General features: G+C 67.9%; 26 protein-coding genes. 13 read left to right on the forward strand and 13 right to left on the reverse strand.

Annotated elements, in window-relative coordinates:
• Positions 1-106: 106 nt before the first annotated feature.
• Complete coding sequence (locus LX13_RS16200) at positions 107-640, forward strand: GNAT family N-acetyltransferase (RefSeq protein ID WP_253662327.1); 534 nt, start codon at positions 107-109, stop codon at positions 638-640.
• 4 nt (positions 641-644) lie between these two features.
• Here the strand turns inward: LX13_RS16200 and smpB are convergent, their stop codons facing one another.
• The gene (gene smpB / locus LX13_RS16205) at positions 645-1,124 is read right to left on the reverse strand and encodes an SsrA-binding protein SmpB (protein ID WP_188489645.1); all 480 of its coding nucleotides are present in this window, start codon (positions 1,122-1,124) and stop codon (positions 645-647) included.
• Between the two features lie 140 nt (positions 1,125-1,264).
• On the opposite strand from smpB, the gene LX13_RS16210 reads away from it, so the two are divergent.
• Positions 1,265-1,804, forward strand: a complete 540-nt coding sequence (locus LX13_RS16210; protein WP_253662328.1) for a GNAT family N-acetyltransferase — start codon at positions 1,265-1,267, stop codon at positions 1,802-1,804.
• On the opposite strand, the gene ftsX is transcribed toward LX13_RS16210, so the two are convergent.
• Positions 1,789-2,694 carry a permease-like cell division protein FtsX gene (ftsX, locus tag LX13_RS16215; RefSeq protein ID WP_253662329.1) on the reverse strand — a complete coding sequence of 302 codons (906 nt, stop codon included), beginning with the start codon at positions 2,692-2,694 and terminating at the stop codon, positions 1,789-1,791. The two genes, LX13_RS16210 and ftsX, sit on opposite strands and share 16 nt — an antisense overlap.
• Positions 2,694-3,380: a cell division ATP-binding protein FtsE gene (ftsE, locus tag LX13_RS16220; RefSeq protein ID WP_253662330.1), complete on the reverse strand. Its 687-nt coding sequence runs from the start codon at positions 3,378-3,380 to the stop codon at positions 2,694-2,696. Before ftsE ends, ftsX begins: the two co-directional genes overlap by 1 nt.
• Before the next feature lie 295 nt (positions 3,381-3,675).
• On the opposite strand from ftsE, the gene LX13_RS16225 reads away from it, so the two are divergent.
• Positions 3,676-5,316, forward strand: coding sequence for an AAA family ATPase (locus LX13_RS16225; protein WP_253662331.1), 1,641 nt, complete (start codon positions 3,676-3,678; stop codon positions 5,314-5,316).
• Between the two features lie 5 nt (positions 5,317-5,321).
• Here the strand turns inward: LX13_RS16225 and LX13_RS16230 are convergent, their stop codons facing one another.
• The 4 genes from LX13_RS16230 to LX13_RS16245 are packed head-to-tail and all read right to left on the reverse strand — an operon-like array spanning position 5,322 to position 8,249.
• Positions 5,322-5,783 carry an Rv3103c transmembrane domain-containing protein gene (locus LX13_RS16230; protein ID WP_253662332.1) on the reverse strand — a complete coding sequence of 154 codons (462 nt, stop codon included), beginning with the start codon at positions 5,781-5,783 and terminating at the stop codon, positions 5,322-5,324.
• A gap of 5 nt (positions 5,784-5,788) precedes the next feature.
• Positions 5,789-6,709, reverse strand: a complete 921-nt coding sequence (locus LX13_RS16235) for a mechanosensitive ion channel family protein (RefSeq protein ID WP_372499922.1) — start codon at positions 6,707-6,709, stop codon at positions 5,789-5,791.
• A gap of 7 nt (positions 6,710-6,716) precedes the next feature.
• Positions 6,717-7,832, reverse strand: a complete 1,116-nt coding sequence (gene prfB, locus LX13_RS16240) for a peptide chain release factor 2 (RefSeq protein WP_253662333.1) — start codon at positions 7,830-7,832, stop codon at positions 6,717-6,719.
• Positions 7,833-7,874: 42 nt separating this feature from the next.
• Positions 7,875-8,249 carry a hypothetical protein gene (locus LX13_RS16245; protein WP_253662334.1) on the reverse strand — a complete coding sequence of 125 codons (375 nt, stop codon included), beginning with the start codon at positions 8,247-8,249 and terminating at the stop codon, positions 7,875-7,877.
• Positions 8,250-8,309: 60 nt separating this feature from the next.
• Here LX13_RS16245 and hisN point away from each other — a divergent pair, with 60 nt between their 5' ends.
• Together hisN and LX13_RS16255 are read left to right on the forward strand one after the other, a co-directional pair.
• A complete protein-coding gene (gene hisN, locus LX13_RS16250) occupies positions 8,310-9,092 on the forward strand; it encodes a histidinol-phosphatase (protein WP_253662793.1) in 783 nt (260 codons plus the stop codon).
• A 49-nt stretch (positions 9,093-9,141) separates the two neighbouring features.
• Entirely contained in the window at positions 9,142-9,804 is a 663-nt protein-coding gene (locus LX13_RS16255) for an MBL fold metallo-hydrolase (protein ID WP_253662335.1), read from the forward strand.
• Here LX13_RS16255 and LX13_RS16260 read toward each other — a convergent pair.
• The gene (locus LX13_RS16260) at positions 9,797-10,234 is read right to left on the reverse strand and encodes a DUF2752 domain-containing protein (RefSeq protein ID WP_253662336.1); all 438 of its coding nucleotides are present in this window, start codon (positions 10,232-10,234) and stop codon (positions 9,797-9,799) included. The genes LX13_RS16255 and LX13_RS16260 overlap by 8 nt on opposite strands.
• Positions 10,231-10,644, reverse strand: coding sequence for an NINE protein (locus LX13_RS16265; RefSeq protein WP_253662337.1), 414 nt, complete (start codon positions 10,642-10,644; stop codon positions 10,231-10,233). Before LX13_RS16265 ends, LX13_RS16260 begins: the two co-directional genes overlap by 4 nt.
• Positions 10,645-10,837: 193 nt before the next feature.
• Here LX13_RS16265 and LX13_RS16270 point away from each other — a divergent pair, with 193 nt between their 5' ends.
• Both LX13_RS16270 and LX13_RS16275 read left to right on the forward strand, forming a co-directional pair.
• Entirely contained in the window at positions 10,838-12,205 is a 1,368-nt protein-coding gene (locus tag LX13_RS16270; RefSeq protein ID WP_253662338.1) for an acyl-CoA dehydrogenase family protein, read from the forward strand.
• A gap of 44 nt (positions 12,206-12,249) precedes the next feature.
• Entirely contained in the window at positions 12,250-13,467 is a 1,218-nt protein-coding gene (locus LX13_RS16275; RefSeq protein ID WP_253662339.1) for an acyl-CoA dehydrogenase family protein, read from the forward strand.
• A 99-nt stretch (positions 13,468-13,566) separates the two neighbouring features.
• On the opposite strand, the gene LX13_RS16280 is transcribed toward LX13_RS16275, so the two are convergent.
• Positions 13,567-15,060 (reverse strand): DHA2 family efflux MFS transporter permease subunit, encoded by a 1,494-nt coding sequence (locus tag LX13_RS16280; protein WP_253662340.1) that lies wholly within the window; start codon positions 15,058-15,060, stop codon positions 13,567-13,569.
• A 127-nt stretch (positions 15,061-15,187) separates the two neighbouring features.
• On the opposite strand from LX13_RS16280, the gene LX13_RS16285 reads away from it, so the two are divergent.
• From LX13_RS16285 to LX13_RS16295, 3 genes are all read left to right on the forward strand, one after another.
• Positions 15,188-15,760, forward strand: coding sequence for a TetR/AcrR family transcriptional regulator (locus tag LX13_RS16285; RefSeq protein WP_253662341.1), 573 nt, complete (start codon positions 15,188-15,190; stop codon positions 15,758-15,760).
• Between the two features lie 356 nt (positions 15,761-16,116).
• Positions 16,117-16,446, forward strand: coding sequence for a transglycosylase family protein (locus tag LX13_RS16290; RefSeq protein WP_253662342.1), 330 nt, complete (start codon positions 16,117-16,119; stop codon positions 16,444-16,446).
• A 220-nt stretch (positions 16,447-16,666) separates the two neighbouring features.
• Positions 16,667-17,263, forward strand: a complete 597-nt coding sequence (locus LX13_RS16295; RefSeq protein ID WP_253662343.1) for a TetR/AcrR family transcriptional regulator — start codon at positions 16,667-16,669, stop codon at positions 17,261-17,263.
• 77 nt (positions 17,264-17,340) lie between these two features.
• Here the strand turns inward: LX13_RS16295 and LX13_RS16300 are convergent, their stop codons facing one another.
• The 3 genes from LX13_RS16300 to LX13_RS16310 all read right to left on the reverse strand — a co-directional run bounded on the left by LX13_RS16300 (position 17,341) and on the right by LX13_RS16310 (position 19,495).
• Entirely contained in the window at positions 17,341-17,799 is a 459-nt protein-coding gene (locus tag LX13_RS16300; protein WP_253662344.1) for a MaoC family dehydratase, read from the reverse strand.
• A gap of 18 nt (positions 17,800-17,817) precedes the next feature.
• Positions 17,818-18,540, reverse strand: coding sequence for a glycoside hydrolase family 25 protein (locus tag LX13_RS16305; RefSeq protein ID WP_253662345.1), 723 nt, complete (start codon positions 18,538-18,540; stop codon positions 17,818-17,820).
• 91 nt (positions 18,541-18,631) lie between these two features.
• Positions 18,632-19,495 carry an SDR family NAD(P)-dependent oxidoreductase gene (locus LX13_RS16310; protein WP_253662346.1) on the reverse strand — a complete coding sequence of 288 codons (864 nt, stop codon included), beginning with the start codon at positions 19,493-19,495 and terminating at the stop codon, positions 18,632-18,634.
• Positions 19,496-19,597: 102 nt separating this feature from the next.
• Here LX13_RS16310 and LX13_RS16315 point away from each other — a divergent pair, with 102 nt between their 5' ends.
• The 3 genes from LX13_RS16315 to LX13_RS16325 all read left to right on the forward strand — a co-directional run bounded on the left by LX13_RS16315 (position 19,598) and on the right by LX13_RS16325 (position 22,961).
• Positions 19,598-20,224 (forward strand): Type 1 glutamine amidotransferase-like domain-containing protein, encoded by a 627-nt coding sequence (locus LX13_RS16315; RefSeq protein WP_253662347.1) that lies wholly within the window; start codon positions 19,598-19,600, stop codon positions 20,222-20,224.
• A gap of 164 nt (positions 20,225-20,388) precedes the next feature.
• Positions 20,389-21,306, forward strand: coding sequence for an AurF N-oxygenase family protein (locus tag LX13_RS16320; protein WP_253662348.1), 918 nt, complete (start codon positions 20,389-20,391; stop codon positions 21,304-21,306).
• Between the two features lie 65 nt (positions 21,307-21,371).
• The gene (locus LX13_RS16325; RefSeq protein WP_253662349.1) at positions 21,372-22,961 is read left to right on the forward strand and encodes a 4Fe-4S binding protein; all 1,590 of its coding nucleotides are present in this window, start codon (positions 21,372-21,374) and stop codon (positions 22,959-22,961) included.
• Positions 22,962-22,967 lie beyond the last annotated feature (6 nt).

Genomic DNA, 22,967 nt, shown 5'->3' on the forward strand with positions numbered 1-22,967 from the left:
TTGATACTAACAAGCCGCACCGACAGATTCATTCCGATTCCGTCGCCGGGGCGTCACGGTCGAAACTGGGTGGCGCTCGCGAACCGGCGATCCATAGCATCGCCCCATGCTCATCCGACCGCTCGACCGAACCGACACCGCCGAGACGAATGCGATGCTCGCGGTGATCCACGCGGCGTTCACAACGCCGGAGTCGCCTGACACCGAACCCGTCGAGGTGGAACTCACGCGCCGCCTGCTCGCCGGACCCGACGCCGTCGACGCCCTCACCCTGGTGGCGCTGTCCCGCGACACCCACGAGATCGTCGGCATGGTGATGGGAACACAATCGTGGATCGGTGATGAGCGGGCGGTCGGACTCGGGCCCCTCGCGGTGGCACCGGACGCGCAGTCTCACGGCATCGGGTCGGCACTGGTCCACGCTGTGGTCGCCGCGAGCGATGCTCTCCGCTACCCGGTGGCGGCACTGCTCGGCGAGCCCGCCTACTACTCACGGTTCGGCTTCGTCGCAGCCGAGACCCTGGACGTCAGATCCCCGGACCCGCAGTGGGGCACATACTTCCAGGCGCGACGGCTCAGCTCGTGGACCGACTCCGCCGTGGGCGACTTCCGTTACGCCCCGCCGTTCACCGAGATGTGACGACTCAGCCGGGCATGCCCTTCACGCGGCGTCCGAGCTCGCGGGTGACCTCGCGCACCGCGGTCCGCTCGGCGAGCGCGCGGCGCTTGTCGTGGGCCTGCTTGCCCTGGGCCAGGGCCAACTCGACCTTGACCTTGCCCTCGTTGAAGTACATCGACAGCGGTACCAGCGTCAGGTTGCCGGTCTGGATCTTGCCGGTCAGACCGTCGATCTCGCGCCGATGCAGCAGCAGCTTGCGGTTGCGACGCGGCGCGTGGTTGGTCCACGAGCCGTTGCCGTACTCGGCGATGTGCAATCCGCGCAGCCAGACCTCGCCGTTGTCGATGGTCGCAAACGCGTCGACGAGCGACGCCTTGCCGTCGCGCAGGCTCTTGACCTCGGTCCCGAGCAGCGCGACGCCGGCCTCGTAGGTGTCGAGGATGAGGTAGTTGTGCCGCGCCTTGCGGTTCGTCGCGATGGCCTTGCGGCCCTTTTCCTTCACCATCTCTTCACCTGCTCTCGTCTCGTCGATGATCGTCCCGGCGCACCCGACCGGCGCGCGAACGGAAAAGGCCAGCCTACTGACCTCGATCGGGACGCGGAAATCGTTTTCACTTCACGGCAGGCGGCAGGGACACTAACCACATGGCTGCACGTTCCATTCCGACCGACCCCACTCCCCTGCCACCGATGCAACCGGCCGTACCCGCCGACGCACCGGTGATCGCCGCGCTGCGTGACGAGCTCGCCCGCTGGATCACCTCGACCGGCATCCGACAGTGGGACGAGGGCGACCTGCCCGCCGCCGAGGTCGCCGCGGGCATCGAGCTCGGCGAGTGGCACGTCGCACGGCTCGACGGTCGCATCGTGGCCTGCGTCCGGTTGGCGTGGTCGGACCCGCTGTTCTGGGGCCTTGACGATGCGCCGGCCGGATACGTCCACGGTCTGATGGTCGATCGCGCGCACGCGGGCTCGGGCTGGGGACGTCAGATGATCGAGTGGTGCGTCGAGCGGACGCGCGACGCCGGCCACGACGTCATCCGGCTCGACACCGCGGCACACAACACGACCCTGGTCAACTACTACGGGTCGCTCGGTTTCGCGCAGATCCGCGAGACCGCGCTACCCGCCCGGTACGGACGCGACATGAGCGTGGTGTTGTTCGAGCGTCAGATCCGGACGTAGAACCGCAGCGTCGCGTATCCGGTGACCGTCGCCAGACCCACTCCGGCGATCAACAGCCACGGCGAGACGAACACGACGTCGGAGATGGTGATCCGAGCAAGGATGTTGACGCCGTACAGGTCGGACAGCGCCTTGTCGAAGAACAGCACCTTCGCGCCGAACAGGCCCGCGATGGCGAGGATGGATCCGACCAACGCCGAGACCACCGCCTCGAGGAGGAACGGCAACTGCGTGTACCACCGCGTCGCGCCGACGAGTCGCATGATCCCGACCTCGGTGCGCCGCGTGTAGGCGGCGACCTGAACGGTGTTGGCGATCAACAGGATCGCGGCGAGAGCGAGCACCAACGCCACCGTGAACGCGGCGTTGCGGGTGCCGTCGAGCACGCTGAAGATGCGTTTGACCAGCTCACGCTGGTCGAGGACCCCGTCCACGCCGTCGGCGTCGCGGTACTTGTCGAGCACGGCGCCGAAGCGGTTGGCGTCCGACATCCGCACCTTGAACGACGCGGGGAGGGTGTCCTCCCGGATCATCGACGCGATGTCGGGCTGATTGGCGAACGTCTTCGTCTTGGCGTCGGAGAACGCGGCCGCCCGGTCGATGTACTGCACGGAGTCGACGCCGGGCTCGTTCTCGATCTGCGTGCGCAGCGTCGAACACGGCGCCGCGCGACATTCCGGGTCGGCGTCGGCGACGGGATCGGAGATGAAGATCTGCATCTCGACGCGGTCGAGGAAGATCTGCTGACTCTTGTCGGCCATCTGCACCACCAACAGCCCGCCGCCGAACATGGCGAGGGTGATGGCGGTGGTCAGCACCATGGCCAACGTCATGGTCACGTTGCGCCGCAGTCCGTTGAGAACCTCGCTGACGATGAAACTCGCGCGCATCAGCCGACCCCGTAGACGCCGCGCTCGTCATCGCGGACCAGGCGTCCGAGATTGAACTCGAGTACCCGTCTGCGCATGGCGTCGACGATGTGTTGGTCGTGCGTGGCCATCACCACCGTGGTGCCCCGTCGGTTGACACGGTCGAGCACATCGACGATCTCCTCGCTGGTCTCCGGGTCGAGGTTGCCGGTGGGCTCGTCGGCCAGCAGCAGCAACGGCCGGTTGGCGATGGCGCGTGCGATGGCCACACGCTGCATCTCACCGCCGGACAACTCGTAGGGCATGCGGTCGGACTTGCCGCCGAGGCCGACGTACTCGAGCACCTCGGGCACCACGCGGGCGATGGTCGACTTCGGTTTGCCGATCACCTCGAGTGCGAACGCGACATTGTCGGCGACCGACTTCTGCTGCAGCAGCCGGAAATCCTGGAACACGCATCCGATGGACTGTCGCAGCAGGGGCACGCGACGGCTGGGCAGTTTGTTGACGTCGAACTGACCGACCCGGATCTGACCGCTCGTCGGCGTGTCCTCCTTGAGCAGCAGCCGGAAGAACGTCGACTTCCCCGAACCCGAGGGCCCGATGAGGAAGGCGAATTCTCCTTTGTCGACGCCGAGGCTCAACCCCTGTAGAGCGGGTCGGCCCGAGGCCTTGTATTTCATCGTGACGTTGTCCAGCGTGATCACGGCGGCCAGTGTAGCCACACCTGTAACAGGTCCCGGTCAGGCTGACGATGGTGTTCTCGCCACGTCTTCGCGCCTGTGCGGCATCTCCGTCGCCCCGGGGCGGGGTGCCGATGTCGCGCGCCGGGTGCCCGCGGTTGCATCATGGAGGCGTACAGCCGGGGGGAACCGGGCTCTGCCGCGGCGCTCAGCGCGGCGCCGACGACCTTTTCGCGTCGGCCGCAGGCCGTAGAGTTCGTACATCCGCCCGACGAGACCCATGGCCGATCAGGTCACACGAGAAGAGTCGAGGACGTACGTGAGTTTCGACAGCAACCAGGCCCCGGCGCCGCCACCGTGGCTGGCCGGCGCCGCCGCGCCCACTCCCCCGGACGCCGATCGCGAGGACCCTCGGGAGACCGAACCGGGTCCGGACGGGTCCGAGTCCCGGACCGGACCACTCGAGGCACCTCCGTCGCGCCATCAGCAGGCCGAGGATCACCCCGACGACGGTCGGCCACAGCAGGGCGGGCCGCCGCCGTGGTCCGACGGGCCACCCGCGCCGCCCCGATGGGACGGTCCCGCGCCGCAATGGGACGCACCGCCGCCACCCCAGCGGGACGCACCTCCAGCACCCCAGCGGGACGCGCCCCCGGCGCAGTGGCGCGACGACGCCCGACCCAATCCGTGGCCGAACGACGGCCCGCCGCCGGCATGGCAGAACGAGGGACCGCCCCCCGCGTGGCAGAACGACGGTCCACCGCAGCCTTGGCAGGGCGACGGACCCGGCGGCCCGTGGCAGGGTCCGCCTCCCGGTGGTCCGCCACCCGGATGGCAGGGTCCGCCGCCGAACGCCTACCCGGGGCCCCCGCCGCAGCAGCGTGAGCAGTTCGGGCAGGGACGGCCACAGCAGCAGGGGTACCCGTCCGGCCCACCGCCGGGGCAGCAGGCCCCCTATCCCGGCCCGGGCGGCGGCTATCCACCGCCGGGGTTCGGCCCGGGACCGCAGGGATTCGGAGGAGGGCCGCAGAGTCAGGCCCAGCTCGACGCGGAGGCGTTGCTGCGCAAGGCACGTCGTGCCCCGCAGGCGGGATGGCGGCGCACCGTCCACCGCATCTCCGGCGGGCACCTCAACCCCGGCGACTCCCGCGACACCGTCTACTACGACCAGCTGGTGCACCGACTGAACGCGCCGGTACGCGGCGACTTCCGCGTCGCGGTGCTGTCGCTGAAGGGCGGCGTGGGCAAGACCACGACCACCATCGGTCTCGGGTCGACGTTCGCTCACCTGCGTGGTGACCGGGTGATCGCGGTGGACGCCAACCCCGACCTCGGCACGCTGGCCCAGCGTGTCCCGCAGCAGACGCGGTCCACTGTCCGCGACGTGCTGATGGACGACTCGATCTTCCGCTACTCCGACATCCGCGCACACACGTCACAGGCCCCCAGCCGACTCGAAGTGCTTGCGTCCGAACGGGACCCGGCGGTCGCCGAGACCTTCGGGGAGCAGGACTACCGCAGCGTCATGCGAGTGCTGCAGCGGTTCTACAACATCATCCTCACCGACTGCGGGACCGGCCTGAGCCACTCGGCGATGAACGGCGTCCTCGACATGGCGCAGGCGCTGATCCTCGTCTCGACCCCGGCCATGGACGGCGCCCGCAGTGCGAGCGCGACCCTGGACTGGCTACAGGCGCACGGGTACGGCCATCTGGTGTCGCGGGCGATCGTCGTGCTCAGCGGACCGCGCCGGGGAACCGCCACCATCGACATCGGGCAACTCGCGCAACACTTCCTGGCGCGCACCCGTGCGGTCCAGATCGTTCCCTACGACGAGCACCTGGCCGAGGGAGCCGAGATCGATCTGGAGCTGCTCAACCGCGACACCCGGCGGGCGTTCGTCGAACTGGCCGCCACCGTGGCCGAGGATTTCGCGGCCACGATGCACGACGGGATGTGACCCGACTACCTCGCCGGAGTGGTGGTCGGCGTCTGACCGGGTAGGACGATGCCGGGGATCGTCGGGAGCTGGAATCCCGGCTGCGTCGTGGTGGTCGTCGGCGTCTGACCGTTCTCGGTGTCGGTGGTCCCGTCCGAGGTGGTCGTGGACGACGTCGACGGAACCGATGTCGACGACGAGGTGCGGGTCGACGTCCGGGTCGGCTCGGTGTACTCCGGCGTGTCCTCGGTGGTGCGCGGCGCCGCGGTGCGGGTCGCCGACGCGGCGGCGTTCTGCTCGTCGATGGTCTTGTAGTGATCCGCCCGCTGGCCGTAGAGCATCAGCAGGCCGACGAAGACGATGATCAGCGCCGCCGTCGTGGTGCGCAGTCGCCCCCCGAAGAGTCTGCGGGGGATCCGATCGGTGAACTTCTTCGGCGGTGTGTGGTCGGAGCGGGACTCGGCAGCCGGCTCGTTGGGGGTGGTCATGAGTTCTACTCCGTTTGGGCCGGGGCGCCCATGGCCCCGGTTTGGATGGTTTCGCCGGGGGCCAGCGAGATGCCCGCGCGACCGAAGGCCCGCACGATCCGCGAGCGCAGGTCACGGCTCACCTCGAACTGCTTCCCCGGTAGCGTCCGTGCCACTATCCGGACGGTGACCTCGTCGATCTCCATGTCGGTGACGCCCATCGGGGTGGGTGCGTCGAGAAGCAGCGGACGCATCCGGGGGTCGGCGAAGGTCTGTTCGCCGATCCGGCCGAGGATCTCGTTGACCCGGCTGATGTCGGCCCCGGCCGGCAGCGGGATGTCGACCACCGAGCGCGCCCAGTCCTTCGACAGGTTGATCGCCTTCACGATCTGACCGTTGGGCACGGTGATCACCTCACCGTCGGAGGAACGGATCTTGGTGACGCGCAGCGTGACGTCCTCGACGGTGCCCTCGGCGGGCGGGATCCCGCCCGCGACGGCCAATTCGACCACGTCACCGAAGCCGTACTGCTTCTCGGTGATGATGAAGAACCCGGACAGCAGATCCTGCACGATGCGTTGCGCACCGAAACCCAGGGCCGCACCGAGCACCGTCGCCGGCGCCACGAATCCGGTGATCGGCACGTTCAGCAGCCGGATGATGTTGAACGCGACCACCAGATAGACGATCACGATCGCCACCCAGGAGATGACCTGCGCCACCGAGTGACGGTGCTTCTCCGACTCCGAACGGACGAGTTCGTCGCTGTTCTTGAAGCCCTGGTCGATGCGGCCGGTGATGCGCGCGGTGGCCCATTGGATCACCCGTGTCGCGATCAGCGCGGCGAGTACCAACAGGATGATCGGCAGGCCACGCAGTGACAGCGTCCGCACCAGATCGCCGGTGCCCGCCGGTGTCCAGGCCGTGTAGTAGACGGTGTGATGCACGACGCTCCTAGGTGTTCTGGGCGGCCATCCGCCAGCGGATCCCGGACTCGATGAAACCGTCGAGATCGCCGTCGAGGACAGCGGTCGGGTTGTTGACCTCGTACTCGGTCCGGAGATCCTTCACCATCTGGTACGGGTGCAGCACGTAGGAACGCATCTGGTTGCCCCAGCTGGAGCCGCCGTCGCCCTTGAGGGCGTCCATCTCGGCGCGCTCCTCCTTGCGCTTGACCTCGAGCAGCTTCGCCTGCAGCACCTTCATCGCGGCGACCTTGTTCTGCAGCTGGCTCTTCTCGTTCTGACAGGTGACCACGATCCCGGTGGGCACGTGCGTCAGCCGGACCGCGGAGTCGGTGGTGTTGACCGACTGCCCGCCGGGTCCCGATGACCGGTAGACGTCGACGCGCAGGTCGTTCTCGTCGATGTCGATGTGGTCGGTGGTCTCGACCACCGGCAGCACCTCGACCTCGGCGAACGAGGTCTGGCGACGGCCCTGGTTGTCGAAGGGGCTGATCCGCACCAGGCGGTGCGTGCCCATCTCGATCGACAGGGTGCCGTACATGTACGGCGCCTTGACCGCGAACGTCGCGCTCTTGAGGCCGGCCTCCTCGGCGTAGGAGGTGTCGTAGACCTCGACGCCGTAGCCGTGCTTCTCGGCCCATCGGATGTACATGCGCATCAGCATCTCGGCCCAGTCGGCGGCGTCGATGCCTCCTGCGCCCGAGCGGATGTTGACGAGCGCGTCGCGGGCGTCGTACTCGCCGCCCAGCATCGTCTTGACCTCCATCGCCTCGATGTCGGTCCGCAACGATGCGCGCTCGGCGTCGGCGTCGGCCAGGGCGGCGACCTGGTCGTCCCCCTCCTCGGCGTCGGCGAGCTCGTAGTGGACCGGGAGGTCGTCGAGACGCTGTCGCAGTTCACTGACGCGTCGGAACTCGGTCTGGGTGTGCGACAGCTCGCTGGTGACCTGCTGCGCGTGCTCCTGGTCGTTCCAGAGCTCGGGGTCGGCGGCCTGGTGCTCGAGCTCGCTGATCCGCCGGGACAGCTCCTCGAGGTCGAGCACCTTCTCCACGGTCGTGAGAGTGGTGTCGAGCGAATCGAGGTCTGCGGCTATGTCGGGATGCACGGTGTACCAGGCTACCGGCCGGACACCGCGGCAGATCTCCCGCTACTGCGCGGGAGGCACCTCGAGGTTGCCGAACCGCCAGCTCGTCTCCGCCTTGCCCGGCTTGTAGACCACCGGCATGTCCGAACCGACCTGCGGCCAGGGGGTCTTGCCGGTCAGCACCAGGTCGCCGTATACGTCGGTCGGAGCGGTGTCGGGACCGACGATGGTCCCCGACACGGTGCAGAACATCTGGTCGTTCTTGTCGCCGGCGCCGGGGCGGTCGCTGACGCCGGTCACCGTGAAGGTGCCCTGCACGAAGGATCCGGCACTCGCACCACCGAACAGACCACCGCCGCCGGGGCGTCGACCGCGCTGCATCACGAAGACCGCGAGCAATACGACCAACATCAGCGCGAACGCGATGGTTATCAGCATGGGAAGCGCCGACCACCTCTCGACTCGGGGAACGGGGTGCCACGTAGCCTACCGGGCATGATGTCCGATCCGGTTTCCGATCTGCAGCTCGCATTGACGATGGCTGATCGCGCCGACGCGATCACCCGCGACCGTTTCGGCGCGATCGATCTCGAGGTGTCGTCGAAACCCGATCTCACGCCGGTGTCCGACGCCGACCTGGCCACCGAGACCGAACTCCGCGCGGTGTTGGCCGAGCACCGACCCGACGACGCCGTGCTCGGCGAGGAGTTCGGCGGGTCACCGCTGCTGACGGGTCGGCAGTGGGTCATCGACCCGATCGACGGGACCAAGAACTTCGTGCGCGGCGTGCCGGTGTGGGCCACGCTGATCAGCCTGCTCGTCGACGGCAGCCCGGTGCTCGGTGTGGTGTCGGCGCCGGCGTTGTCCCGGCGATGGTGGGCCGAGACCGGATCCGGCGCCTGGGCCCAGGTGGGTGCGGAGAACGCGCGCCGGGTGCGGGTGTCGGCTGTCGACTCCCTCGACTCGGCGAGCCTGGCGTTCTCGAGCCTGAGCGGGTGGGGCGACCTCGGTGTGCGCGGTCAGTTCATCGCACTGACCGACGAGGTGTGGCGGGTGCGCGGATACGGCGACTTCTACAACTACTGCCTCGTCGCCGAGGGTGCGGTGGACATCGCCGCCGAACCCGAGGTCTCGCTGTGGGACCTCGCCGCCGTCGACATCCTGGTACGCGAGGCCGGCGGGGTGTTCACCGACCTGGGCGGCACGGCCGGTCCGCACGGCGGCAGCGCCATCGCCAGCAACGGCCTGCTGCACGACGCGGTGGTCGCGGCCCTGGCGTAGATCGACCATGTCGGACCCACACATGCGCATCGACGCATAGTGTGGAGGTATGCGCATCACCCACTTCGGACATTCCTGTCTCCTGGTCGAAATCGATGGCACGACAATCCTGTTCGATCCCGGGACGCTGTCGCACGGGCTCGCCGGGATCACGGGGCTCGACGCGATCCTGGTGACCCACCAGCACGCCGACCACATGGACGTCGACGGACTCCCCGACCTGGTGGCCGCCAACCCGAACGCCGCGCTCTACGCCGACCCGCAGACCACGCAGCAACTCAACGACGACGACGTGGCCGGGACGTGGACCGCGGCCAACGCCGGTGACGAGTTCACCGTCGGTTCGGTGACCGCCCGCGTGGCCGGCGGCGAGCACGCGATCATCCACCCCGACATCCCCGGCATCGACAACGTCGCCTACCTGCTCGGCGACGCCGACCGGCCCGCGAAGTTCATGCACCCCGGCGATTCGCTGTTCGTCCCGCAGGAGAAGGTCGACGTGCTCGCGACCCCCGCGGCCGCACCCTGGATGAAGGCCGGCGAGGGCGTCGACTATCTGCGCGCCGTCGCCCCGAGGGTCGCCTTCCCGATCCACGAGGCGATCCTGTCCGACGCCGGTGTCGGCTTCTTCAACGGTCTGCTCCAGAACATGAAGTCCGACGGGACCGACTTCCTCGTGCTGCCGCGCGAGGACGCTCTGGACATCAGCTGACCGGCGGGAACCACCCGGTGTTCGCGACGGCGTCGATTCCCCGCGCGATGCCGTAGGCGACCCACAGACCGGCGACGGTCCACACCACCGGATGCCGCAGGATCGATTCGATGCGCGACAACCGTCGCGGGACCGTCAGCGCAACGGCGGCGACGAGCACCACCATCGATGCGACGAAGGCCATGCTCAGCGGCCCGAACGCGTTGTAGGCGAAGGCCCCGTGCAGGTCGCCGTGGCCGATCGCCACCCAGCTGCGGGTCAGACCGCATCCCGGGCAGGGCAGTCCGGTCACGAGCCGGAACGGACACAGGACGGGGCCGTTCGTGCTCATCGACTCCGGGACGACAACAGCGGTGGTCAGTGCCGTGGCACCGACCACCGCTGCCGCGACGACCGTTCCGCCCGCAGTCGCCGGGCGGGTCGAACTCACTTGAGGGGCAGACCCCTCGCGTCGGGGACCTTGCGCAGGATGATCAGGATGAAATCGATCAACGACCAGATCCCGAGTCCGCCACATGTGACCAGCTTAAGGATGCCCAGGCCCGTGTAGCCCAGCCAGAACCGGTCGATGCCCAGACTGCCGACGAAGAACGAGATCAGGACGGTCGTCAGCCAGTCCTTGTCGGAGAACAGCCCCGGCACCTGACTCACCGGGAACCAGCTGCTCGTGGCGGTCCGGATCTGGGTCTCGGGCTTGACCTGACCCGAGCGGGTGAGGTTCTGCAGATCGCCATAGGACAGGGGGCCCTGTTCCTGGCCGAGGAGAGATGCGTAGAACGTGTCGGTGTGGGGACCCTGCGGAGGTTGCACAGGCTTTCCCATGTTGGGTGGTTGCGTCATGCGCAACAGGATAAGCGACATTCCGCACATTGCTTCGAAAAGTCGACATTTTCCCTGTGGCCTGTCACAGCCGTGAGGTGTATCACGTTCGTGACTTACTCCTGACCGTTCGGTAAGGTCTATCTTACTGCTGAGTAAGATCAGTATTGTCCGTGGTAATCAGTGAAATCGACTACGAAACTGCAGGTGCGACATGTCCACACACACCGAGCCTCGCGATACCTCCGCGGTCGGCAAGAACCCCCCGAAAACGAACGCGATCGGCGCCGCCATGCGGGTCCTGTCCGTTCTCGCCGGATCTGACATCGCCGAGCGCTTCGGTCTGCGCGAGCCGATCAATCGCGTCGCCTTCCAGGGCACCAAGAGTGGTTTCCAGACCCTCGGCGCCGCGAATCGCGCGTTCAAGGCCGTGCAGGGTGGCGGTTCACCCAAACGGCTGAGCACCCCGGGCAAGGACTACTTCAACATCGCGCCGGACGACGAGCAGAAGATGATCGCGGACACCGCGCGTGAGTTCTCCGAGGAGATCCTCCGGCCGGCCGCGCACGACGCCGACGAGGCCGCCGTCGCTCCCGAGGAGCTGCTGACCCGCTTCGCCGAGCTCGGTATCACCACCATCAACGTCCCCGAGGAGTTCGACGGCGCGGCCACCGAGCGCGGCGTCGTCACCAACGGACTCGTGGCCGAGGCAATGGCCTTCGGCGACATGGGGTTGGCCCTCCCGTTGCTCGCACCCAGCGGCGTCGCGACCACCCTGACCCAGTACGGCAGCGACGCACAGCAGAAGACCTACCTCCCGGATTACGCCGGCGAGCAGGTCCCGCAGTCGGCCGTCGTCATCGCGGAGCCGCGCGCACTGTTCGACGCGTTCGACATCAAGACCCGCGCGAGCCGCTCCCCGAGCGGCTACAAACTCGACGGCGTGAAGTCGTTCGTCCCGGCCGCCGGGTCGTCGGAACTGTTCATCGTCGGCGCACAGCTCGACGGCCGTCCCGCCCTGTTCATCGTCGAGTCCGACACCGACGGTCTGGTCGTCGAGGCCGACCCCGGCATGGGCGTCCGCGCCGCCGGGATGGGTCGCCTGCTCCTCAACGGGGTGTCGGTGCCCAAGTCGGCGCTGCTCGGCGAGGAAGAGGGCGACGCCGCCTTCGCCGCCTACCGCGATGTCGTCCGCCTGTCCCGGCTCGGCTGGTCGTCGCTGGCCGTGGGCACCTCGCAGGCCGTGCTCGACTACGTGGTCCCCTACGTCAACGACCGCGTCGCCTTCGGTGAGCCGATCTCCAACCGTCAGGGCGTGGCGTTCCCGGTCGCCGTGATGGCCACCGAGCTCGACGCCTTGCGCCTGGTCACCCAGCGCGGTACATCGCGCGCCGAGCAGGGCCTCTCCTTCGCCCGCGAGGCCGCACTGGCCCGGAAGCTGGTCTCCGACAAGGGCATGCAGATCGGTTCCGACGGAGTACAGCTCCTCGGCGGACACGGCTTCACCAAGGAGCACCCCGTCGAGCGGTGGTACCGCGACCTGCGCGCCGCCTCCATCGGCGAGGGCATCGTCGTTCTCTAGTCACCTGATCCACATCCCAGCTCTCACCTCGAAAAGAGAAGACCATGGCAATCAATCTGGAACTGCCCAAGAAGCTCCTGGTGACCGTCGATCAGGCGCACCAGGCGGCGGCGAACATCTTCCGGCCCGTCTCCCGCAAGTACGACCAGCGCGAGCACGACTACCCGATCGAACTCGACACCCTCGCCAGCCTCTACGACGGTCTCACCGAGACCGGTCAGGCCGGCGCCGGTGCCGACGCGGGACGTGCACATCCCGAAAAGGAACTGCCCAAGGGCGCTGTCGCCAACGGCGGCAACATGCAGGCCTGCCTCAACGTCCTCGAGACGTCGTGGGGCGACGTGGGTCTCGTGCTCAGCATGCCGTTCCAGGGACTGGGCAATGCGGCGATCTCCGCGGTCGCGACCGACGAGCAGCTCAAGAGCTTCGGCAAGGTGTGGGCCGCGATGGCCATCACCGAGCCCGGCTTCGGCTCCGACTCGGCGGCGGTCTCGACCACCGCCGTGCTCGACGGCGACGACTACATCATCAACGGCGAGAAGATCTATGTGACCGCCGGTTCGCGCGCCACCCACATCGTGGTGTGGGCGACCGTGGACAAGACCGCGGGCCGCGCCGCGATCAAGAGCTTCGTGGTCCCCCGTGAGCACCCCGGTGTGACCATCGAGCGTCTCGAGCACAAGCTGGGCATCAAGGTCTCCGACACCGCGCAGATCCGTTTCGAGAACTGCCGCATCCCGAAGGAGAACCTTCTCGGTTCGCCCGAGGTGGACACCAAGAAGGGGTTCGGCGGCGTCATGCAGACGTTCGACAACACCCGTCCGATGGTGGCCGCCATGGCCGTGGGTGTGACCCGCGCGGCACTCGAGGAGATCCGTCGCGTGCTCGAGGAGGCGGGGGTCGTGATCGACTACGACAAGCCCGCCCACACGCAGCACGCCGCGGCCGCCGAGTTCATCCGTCTCGAGTCCGACTACGAGGGGGCCTACCTGCTGATGCTCCGTGCCGCCTGGATGGCCGACAACAAGCAGCCGAACTCCAAGGAGGCGTCGATGTCGAAGGCCAAGGCCGGACGCACCGTCGTCGATGTCACCACCCGCGCGGTGGAGCTCGCAGGCACCTTGGGCTACTCCGAGCACCTGCTGCTCGAGAAGTGGGCGCGTGACTCGAAGATCCTCGACATCTTCGAGGGCACCCAGCAGATCCAGAACCTGGTCATCGCCCGTCGGGTCCTGAACAAGAGCAGCTCCGAACTGAAGTAGGCTGCGAACACGAGTTGCCGAGAGGCCCGGGTACACCGAGGGGTGTGCCCGGGCCTTTCGGTTTCCTCGTGTCGGTCGGTCAGTGGCGTTCGACGGGCGTCAGGCCACCTCGGAGCCCACCGCGACCATCTCCGGGGTGTCGGCGGGCGCGGATTGCGGGTGCCGACGCTCGCCCTGGGTGAGCGCCATCAGCACCATCCCGACCCCGAGGAGGATCGTCGAGGCCCAGAAGGTCTCCTGCACGCCGACGGTGAACGAGTGCAGCTCGCTGCCACCGGCCGCACGGCTGGCCGACCCGAAGATCGTCACCAGGATCGCCAGCCCCAGCGTCCCGCCGAGCTGCTGCATCGTGTTGACCATGCCCGACGCCGCACCGGCGTCCTCGGGTGCGACACCCCGCAGCGCGGCGGTGGTCAGCGACAGGAACGACGTGCCGCCGCCCAGTCCGATCAGCACCATCGGTCCGACCAACTCCGCGTAGCTCGATCCCTGATGGATCTGGGTCAGCCACGCCATCCCCGCCATCGCGGCGCCGAATCCGACGAGCAGCAAGGTCCGCGGACTGAAGTGCACCGACGCGTAGCGGGCGGAGAACTGGGTCGCGATGAACGTCGACGCGGTCATCGGCAGATAGGCCAGGCCGGTCTGCAGCGGGCCGTAACCCAGGACGTCCTGCAGGAACTGCGTCAGGAAGAACATCATGCCCATGAACCCGGCCACCATCACCAGACGCCCGGCGTAGGCCGACGCACGGGGAACGCTGGCGAACAGCCGCAGTGGTGTGATCGGTTGTGCCGCACGACTCTCGGCGAAAACGAAGGCCGCGAGCAGCACCACTCCCACGGCCAGCGACACCAGCGTCGTCGGCGACGACCAGCCCCGCTCGGCCGCACTGACCAGTCCGTAGACCAAGGCACCGATCCCGACCGTCGAGTACAGCGCACCCTGCAGGTCGAACTGTTTGCGACTGCGCGCGGTGGCGGGCAACGACACCGCGCCGGCGATCAGGACCAGGATCCCGATGGGGACGTTGACGAACAGCACCCAGCGCCAATCCAGCCACTGGGTGAGTGCACCGCCGAGCACCAGGCCGATCGAGAACCCGCCGATGGACACGGCGGTGAACAGGCCCAGGGCCCGATTGCGTTCGCGCCCTTCGGGAAAGCGCGTCATGAGCAACGCCAGCGCGGCCGGTGCGGCAACCGCGGCGCCGACGCCCTGCAGAGCACGTGCGGCGAGGAGTTCGACGCCGTCGGTGGCGAACCCTCCCGCCATGGACGCCACCACGAACAACGCCAGCCCGGCCAGGAACGTCCGACGACGTCCCAGGATGTCGCCCATCCGGGCGCCCAACAGCAGCAGGCCACCGAAGGTCAGGGTGTAGGCGTTGAGAACCCACGACAGCGATGTCGACGAGAAGCCCAGTGCGCGTTGGATGTCCGGCAGGGCGACGTTCACGATGGTGGCGTCGACGACCACCATCAACTGGCAGCCGAGCACGCTGATGAGCACCAGGGTGCCGAGATGGTCTCGGAGTCGGTCCGACCAACGGCGCGGTGACGCCGTCTCGCGGACGGAATGGATGAAAGACATGTGTGGTCTCCCTCAGGGGTTGGAGTACACTCGAGCGCGAAACGGAAGCTTCCTCCGGATACGATACGGAGGGACCCTCCGCTTTGCAACCTATTTTCGACCCTGCCGTTCTCACCGAGGAGGACTGGTGACCAAGGCCACCGAGCGCGCACCCCGCGCCGACGCCGTCCGCAACCGCGACAAGCTGGTCACGGCCGCGCGGACGGTGTTCGCCGAATCGGGTGTGGATGCGCCGCTCGACCGGATCGCCACCGACGCCGGCGTGGGCATCGGCACCCTGTATCGCAACTTCCCCAGCCGCGAGGCACTCATCGAGGCCGTCTACCGCAGCCAGTCCGAGGAGATCGTGACCAACGGGCGGCGCTTCGGCGAGACGTTGCCGCCCGATGACGCACTCGTCGCGGTGTTCGGCGAGTATCTGCGGACCGCCGCGTCCAAGCGCGGGATGAAAGAGGTCATCCTGGCCGAGCTCGGCGCCGAGGCGCCGGTGTTCGTCGACTCCCGCGCGGCGTCGCAGGAGATGATCGGCGCGATTCTGTCTGTCGGCCAAAACCAGGGGATGTTCCGTCTGGACGTCACCGCCGCCGACGTGTTCCGTCTCATCGGCGGGCTGTCGATGACGTGCCACATGAACATGAACCCGGCCGACAGTGCGCCACTCGTCCGCGTGGTCATCGACGGACTACGCCGCGTCGACTGAGTCCTCCACGGGTCTTCAGTGGCATCCGAGACCGCCTCACGGGGTGTCCCGGACCACAAAAACGTCGTGTTCCGCGTCACCGCGACACCGACCTGATCACCTGTCCAACTCGGACCCGACACGCCGAGATGCGCTGCACTTCTGCCGAATTCGGCCACCGTTATCGAAGCGTTATCACCCGGGTGACTTCACGATCGTGAATGTGACCTACCGGCGGCGTACCTCGTAGCGTCGCCTCCGGTCCGAGAGCGGGTGCTGTTCGCCTCCGTTCTCGGCGACCGTTCGCGTTCTCTGCGGGCGGGACAGTTTGGAAAACCGTCGTGACGATCTCGGTCGTCGGCGGGATTGGAGACACCATGAACACGAAGTTTCGGACCCTTGCCGCCCGGACCGCCATCACCGGCGTCCTCGCCGCCGCCCCGCTGACGCTCCTCGCCGGGACCGCGTCCGCCGAGGGTGGACACAACTGGGACGCCGTCGCTGCGTGCGAGAGCGGTGGCAACTGGGGCATCGACACCGGCAACGGCTTCTCCGGCGGCCTGCAGTTCACCCCGAGCACCTGGGCTGCCAACGGCGGATCGGGCGACGCCTCCAGCGCCAGCCGCGAGGAGCAGATCCGCGTGGCCGAGAACGTGCTCGCCTCGCAGGGACCCGGCGCGTGGCCCGTCTGTGGCGCCAACCTCTGATCTCAGAGAATCAGGACGCGTAGCCCTCGCGCCCACAGGTTCACGTGGAACCCGCAGCCATCGGCTGCGGGTTTCGCGCTGTGTGGCGGAGCGCCAACTGGACAGATTGCGTGCGTTTGAACACTATTGAGGCAGATCCGTTGGATCGCTCAATGACATTCGATACTGTCAACGTGGACCGCAGTCCACCTTGGGCCGCGTGAGGGTGAGGATCGTTTCAATGAACACACGTCGTGCCACAGTCACGCGCGGAACCGGGCGTGACGTATTGCTCGACGCAACCCTGCAACTGATCGGTGAGCGGGGGCTGCACGCGATCACGTTGCGTGAGGTCGCCGACGCCGCCGGTCTGTCGCTGGGATCGACCACCTACCACTTCGCCGATCGCGAGGCACTCATGCTCGCGGCGCTGGGACGCTACGCGGACTCGGTGGTCAGCCGGTGTGACGCCGCCCTGGTGAAGGCCGAACTCGAGACCGCCTCCCCGCGCGCTCTGATGCGCTCGGTCTTCGAGGACTTCAGCGCCTCGTATTGCGAACCCAACCGGATGCTGGCCCAGCTGGAGATGTACACCGAGGCCGCCCGCAACCCCGCCGTCGCGGAGATCAGCGCCCGCTGCCTGGCCGCGTACCGCGGACTGTTGCTGCGCGCTTTCGGTATCGCCGGTCTCGACGAGGGCGAGGCGAACTCGCGGGTCAACCGCGTACTCGTCTACGCCGACGGCCTGGCCCTGCAGAGCGCCGCCGACGGGACCCCGTGCGAACTACAGTCGGACGCCTCAGCCGTCCTGTGGGCCCTGGCCACCACACCCCTGTAGACCCACCCACCGCCGCACACGCGTCGAGTGGGCCCATGCGGACCACGACTGGGCGGATGCGGCGTCGGCGGTCTGGATCAGAACGCCACGCGCGTGATGGTCTCGGCCACCAACGCCGGCTTGGCGGCATCGCGGACGGTCAGCGACTGCGTCACGATCATCTCGACCGACCCGTCGGGCTTGGTTGTCGCCTCCGACAACGTCGCCGTCAACTGGACCTCGGAGCCGACGAGGACCGGCGACGGGAAGCGGACCTTGTTCGAGCCGTAGTTGATACCCATCTTCGCGTTCTCGATGGAGTAGATCTGCCAGGCGAGCATCGGCACGAGTGACAGCGTCAGGTAACCGTGCGCGATCGGTCCACCGAACGGGCTCTCGGCGTTCGCCCGCTCGATGTCGACGTGGATCCACTGGTGATCACCGGTCGCCTCGGCGAACTGGTTCACCCGCTCCTGGGTGATGGTGAGCCACTCGCTCGAGCCGAGGGTCTCGCCCACGGCGGCCAGGATGTCGTCTGCAGATGTGAACGTTCGCATGCCGTCGAAGCTACCGGTCTAGCTGCGTGAGTAGGCGCGAAGTGGGCCCTGCGCGCCGCTGTAGCTGTTCTTGTCGACGGGACCGGTGATCCCGGGGATGCGGGCGTTGTCGGTGTACTGCCAGAACGTCCACCGACTCCATCCGCCCGGAAGCGCTCCGGGCTGCGCCTTGCCGTTGTAGTCGGCGATCCACAGCGGGTATCCGGTGAACTGGGTGGTGTTGGCCATCTTGGTCCGCCAGAAGTTCGGATACGTGTAGATGATCGGCGTCCGCCCGGTCAGTGCGCGGACGGTGTCGAGGTACTGGTGCGTCCAGCCGATCAGGGCCGCGGGCGACAGCCCACCCGACTGTTCGAGGTCGAGGACCGGCGGCATGTCGCCGTAGCCGTTGATCCCGAGGGTGATGGTCGCGAACAGCGCTGCCTGCGGCGCGGCGGGCAGGCTGGGATCGGCGTAGTGGTACGAGCCGCGGGCCACGCCGGCCAGTCGCATGCCGATCGAGTCGGGGACGAAGTACGGGTTCACGTACGACAGCCCCTCGGTGGCCTTGACCATCGCGAAGTTCTGGCCGGATGCCTTCACGGCGAACCAGTTGATGAGCTGACCACCGTCGTGTTGATGCGACGACACGTCCGGGCCGGTCTCCGCGTTTGCGACGGCTCCCGAGCCCGCCACCAGCGCCAATGCGGTCACCACGGTGGCCGTGACACGTCGCCATCGTTGACAAGAGGTCGAAGTCATGACGTGACGGTAGGTGCTCGAGTGGGTCCAGGTACAGCTGAGGCGCATTATTCACAGGAGGTTGGTGTGAACGTTGCCTCCTCGGCTGTCGTCAGCCGAGAGGATTACCACCCGGCGCCGAGTCACCCATGTCGGTGATCCGATCCCACTGGGCACGCAGTTCATCGACCGACGGGGGCGCATCGAACTGCGCTCCGACGCTGCGGAACAGCTGTGCGCGCTGCACCTGACCGCCGCCGACCTCGAAGATCGAACCGGTGTCGGCACACTCCTCGCTCATGAGCGCGACGATGACCGGGGCGACGAACGCGGGCGAGATCTTCTCGAGCATCTCCGCGGGCGCGATGTCCTCGGTCATGCGGGTGGCCGCGAGCGGCGCGACGGCGTTGGCCGTGATCGAGTACTTCGCGCCCTCGACGGCGAGGGTGTTGATCAGACCGACCAGCCCCATCTTCGCGGCGCCGTAGTTGGCCTGCCCGAAGTTGCCGTAGAGACCGCTGGTCGATGTCGCCACCACGACGCGGCCGAAGTGCTGCTCGCGGAAGTGCGGCCACGCCGCCCGGGTGACGTTGTAGCCGCCGTACAGGTGCACCTTGAGCACGGCGTCGAACGCCTCCGCGGTCATCTTGTGGAACGAGCTGTCCCGCAGGATGCCGGCGTTGTTGACCACGCCGTGGATCGCGCCGTAGGTGTCCAGCGCGGTGCGGATGAGCGACTCCGCACCCTCGGCCGTGGCGACGGAGTCGTAGTTGGGTACGGCCCGACCGCCGTCGGCGATGATCTCCTCGACCACCGCGTCGGCCATCGTCGATCCCGACCCGGAACCGTCCCGCGCGCCGCCGAGGTCGTTGACGACCACGAGCGCGCCCTCGGCCGCGAGCAGCTTCGCGTACTCGCGACCCAGCCCACCGCCGGCGCCGGTCACCACGACCACTCGATCCTCGACACCACTCATCCGCACTCTCCCTGTTCGGCTCGGCCGCGAGATCCGCCACTCACGGCCCTGCACTGTGTTCTACCGCACGTCGCCGGACGGGCCCGGCCTAGGCTCGCGTGCATGCGGCTCTACCTCTCGTCCATGGGCGTGGGCGACCACCCCGAACGGCTCGTCGAGGTCCTCGGCGCCGGCGCGTCCGTCGGCGTCGTGCTCAACGCGGTCGACGACCGACCCCACGCCGAGACGCAGATGGCCTGGGAGGTCGAACGCGACGAACTCGACCACCTCGGCCTGCGCCCCGAACGACTCGACCTGCGCACCGACACCGACGTCGAACGACTGCGCACGATCGACGCGCTGTGGGTGCGTGGCGGCAACACCTTCGTCCTGCGCGCGGCGATGGCCAGGTCAGGGGCCGATGACCTCATCACCGGACGCATCCTCGACTCGTCGCTCGCCTACGCCGGATACAGCGCGGGAGCGGCCGTCCTGTGCGCCGATCTGAGCCTGATCGCCGAGATCGACGACCCCCGGGCGGCCGGGCCGGACCCGTTGACGACCGGACTGGGGATCCTGGACCGCCCGCTGATCCCCCATGTGGGGACGACGGCATTCGACGAGGGCCGCCTGTGCACCGCGCTACACGACCGACTCACCTCCGACGGCGTGGCGCATCACGCCCTGCGCGACGGCGACGCACTGGCGACCGTCGCGGGGCCATTGCTCCCGATTCCGCGACGCCCGTAGGCGATCTGGACACCCCTCTGCGAGATACACGCGCGTACCGCAGGTCAGAGCGTCGACGGACGGGCAGCGAGTCCCCGACTGACGGTTTACAAGCGTGCACCGAGCCCGTACCGTGACAATGAACGTTGACTACAACGAGTGTTGTCAGATTACGGAGGTGTGCGATGACGGTGACCGCAGACAGTGTGCAGGCGACCCGACTCGATCAGGGGCCCGGCGAGGTGTCGGATCGTCTGATCGCATCGGCGGCGCGTCTGTCGCGTAACGCGATGACCGAGATCGACTGGTCCGAGCCGATGGACCCCTCGAAGTACGGCTGCAGCCCGGAGTGGTGCTCGCTGTACGGGACCGAGATGTGGGACGAGTTGACCGAGGAGCAGCAGATCGCGCTCACCCGGTACGAGTTCGCATCGGTCATGACCAACGGGATCTGGTTCGAGATGATCCTGCAGGAGATGGTCATCCGCGACCAGTACCTCGGCGAGTACCACTCCCCCGAGTTCCAGTGGTCGCTGATCGAGATCGCCGACGAGTGCCGCCACTCGCTGATGTTCGCGAAGGCCTCGGAGAAGATGGTCGGCGCGTCCTACCGTCCGTCGCGTTTCGTCGGCTGGCTGGGCAAGGCGTTCATGGCGCTCGCCCGCAACGAGGTCGCCTACGCCGCCATCCTCGTGGCCGAAGAGGTCCTCGACGTCTTCCAGCGCGGCTGCATGAACGACGATCGCGTGCTGCCGTTCGTGCGCACGGTCAACGAGATCCACGTGCTCGAGGAATCGCGGCACATGAAGTTCGCCCGCGAAGAGGTCCGCGAGTCGATGGAGGGTGTCGGCTGGTTCCGTCGCCAGTTCAGTGCGCTGATCATCGCGATCGCCTCGTTCGCCATCGTGACCAGCCTGCACGACCCGAAGGCGTACTCCGACGCCGGACTCGACCGGGACCGCGCCGTTGCGACGCGCAAGCGCAACAGCCACTTCCACTCGATGATGCGGACGAGCTGCGTACATCTGATGGAGTTCCTCGACAGTGTCGGACTGCTGACCCGGCCCGCGTCGTTCTGGTACCGCAGGGCACGCATCCTCTGACCCCCGCACGTCCAATCGCGGACGTCTGGATCGAACCGTCCCGACAATGAAGTGGGGTAACCACAATGGCGTTCGCCATCACACAGTCGTGTTGTAGCGACGCAGGGTGCGTCTCGGTGTGCCCGGTGAACTGCATCCACCCCGCACCCGGCGAGCCCGGGTTCGGATCCGCGGACATCCTGCACATCGATCCCGACACCTGCATCGACTGCGGCGCCTGCTCGGACGCCTGCCCGGTGGACGCGATCTTCCCGGTGGACCGGCTCGGACCACGGGACGCGCACTTCGCCGAGGTCAACGCCGCCTACTACCGCGACCGCGACACCTCGCAGGCCTTCTCCCCGACCGAATACACCGCCCTGCAACGGCTTCCCGACGACCTGCAGGTCGCGGTCATCGGCACCGGCCCGTCGGCCGGCTACGCGATCCGCACCCTGCTGATGCGTACCGACGCCCAGATCACCGTCATCGACAAGCTCCCGACGCCGGGCGGACTCGTGCGGTCCGGCGTGGCACCGGATCACCCGGCGACAAAGAACATCACCCACGGTTTCGACCTGCATCTGCGGGATCCGCGGGTCACGCTGCTGGGCAATCTCGAGGTGGGCAAGGACTTCTCGCCCGCCGAGCTGGCACAGCACTTCCACGGCGTCATCTACGCCATCGGCGCGTCGGAGCCCAAGCGACTCGGCATCCCCGGCGAGGACCTCCCGGGCAGCACCTCGGCCACCGAGGTCGTCGCCTGGTACAACGGTCTGCCCGACATCTCGAACCCGTTGGCGCCCGCGCGCGTCGGACGCACGGTGCTGGTGGGTACCGGCAACGTGGCCCTCGACATCGTCCGACTGCTGCACACCGCCCCGGACGATCTCGGTCGCACCGACATCGCCGACCGGTCACTGCCGTTCCTGCGGGACAACCGCGTCGGCGAGGTCGTCCTCCTCGGTCGCCGTGGGCCCGACTCGGCGGCCTACACCCCAGCCGAGTACGCGGCGCTCGCCAACACCCCCGGTATCGAGATCGTCGCCCTCGACGGTTCTGACCCGTCGTCGGTCGACTTCTCCGCGCCGGTCGACCCGAACCGCAAACGAATCGTGTTCCTGTACAACACCACTCCCATCGAGGTCGTCGGCGAGGGCCAGGTCACCGGCGTCCGGGTCCGCACGGGCGAGACCGAGCACCTCATCCCGGCCGACAACGTGATCTCCTCCATCGGATACCGCACCCGTCCCGTCACCGGACTCCCGTTCGACGCCGACGCGGGCCGGATCCCCAACGCCGACGGGCGGATCGTCGACGGGACAGCTCCCGTGCCCGGCGCCTACGTCGTGGGATGGGCGCGTCGGGGGCCCTCGGGCGGCATCGGCGCCAACCGTGCCTGCGCCGAAGGGACCGTTCAGGCGTTCATCGACGACGCCGCGTCCGGCGCGCTCGACGTGAGTGCTCGTCCGGACGGCGGGTTCGGCAAGTTCCTCCGGCGGAAGAACCTGAAGCCTGTGCGGCACCGCGGGATCCGCGCCATCGACCGGATCGAGCGCGAACGCGGCGAGACCTCCGGACGGCCGAGGGTCAAGCTCACCGAGCGCGCGGAGATGCTGGCCGGCGCCAAGGCGCGTCGCTCGTTGCCGATCTTCCCTCGCCAACGCGAACGCTGAGTCGGG

This window comes from Williamsia maris, from assembly GCF_024171815.1.
In the GTDB taxonomy this organism is placed as follows: domain Bacteria; phylum Actinomycetota; class Actinomycetes; order Mycobacteriales; family Mycobacteriaceae; genus Williamsia_A; species Williamsia_A maris.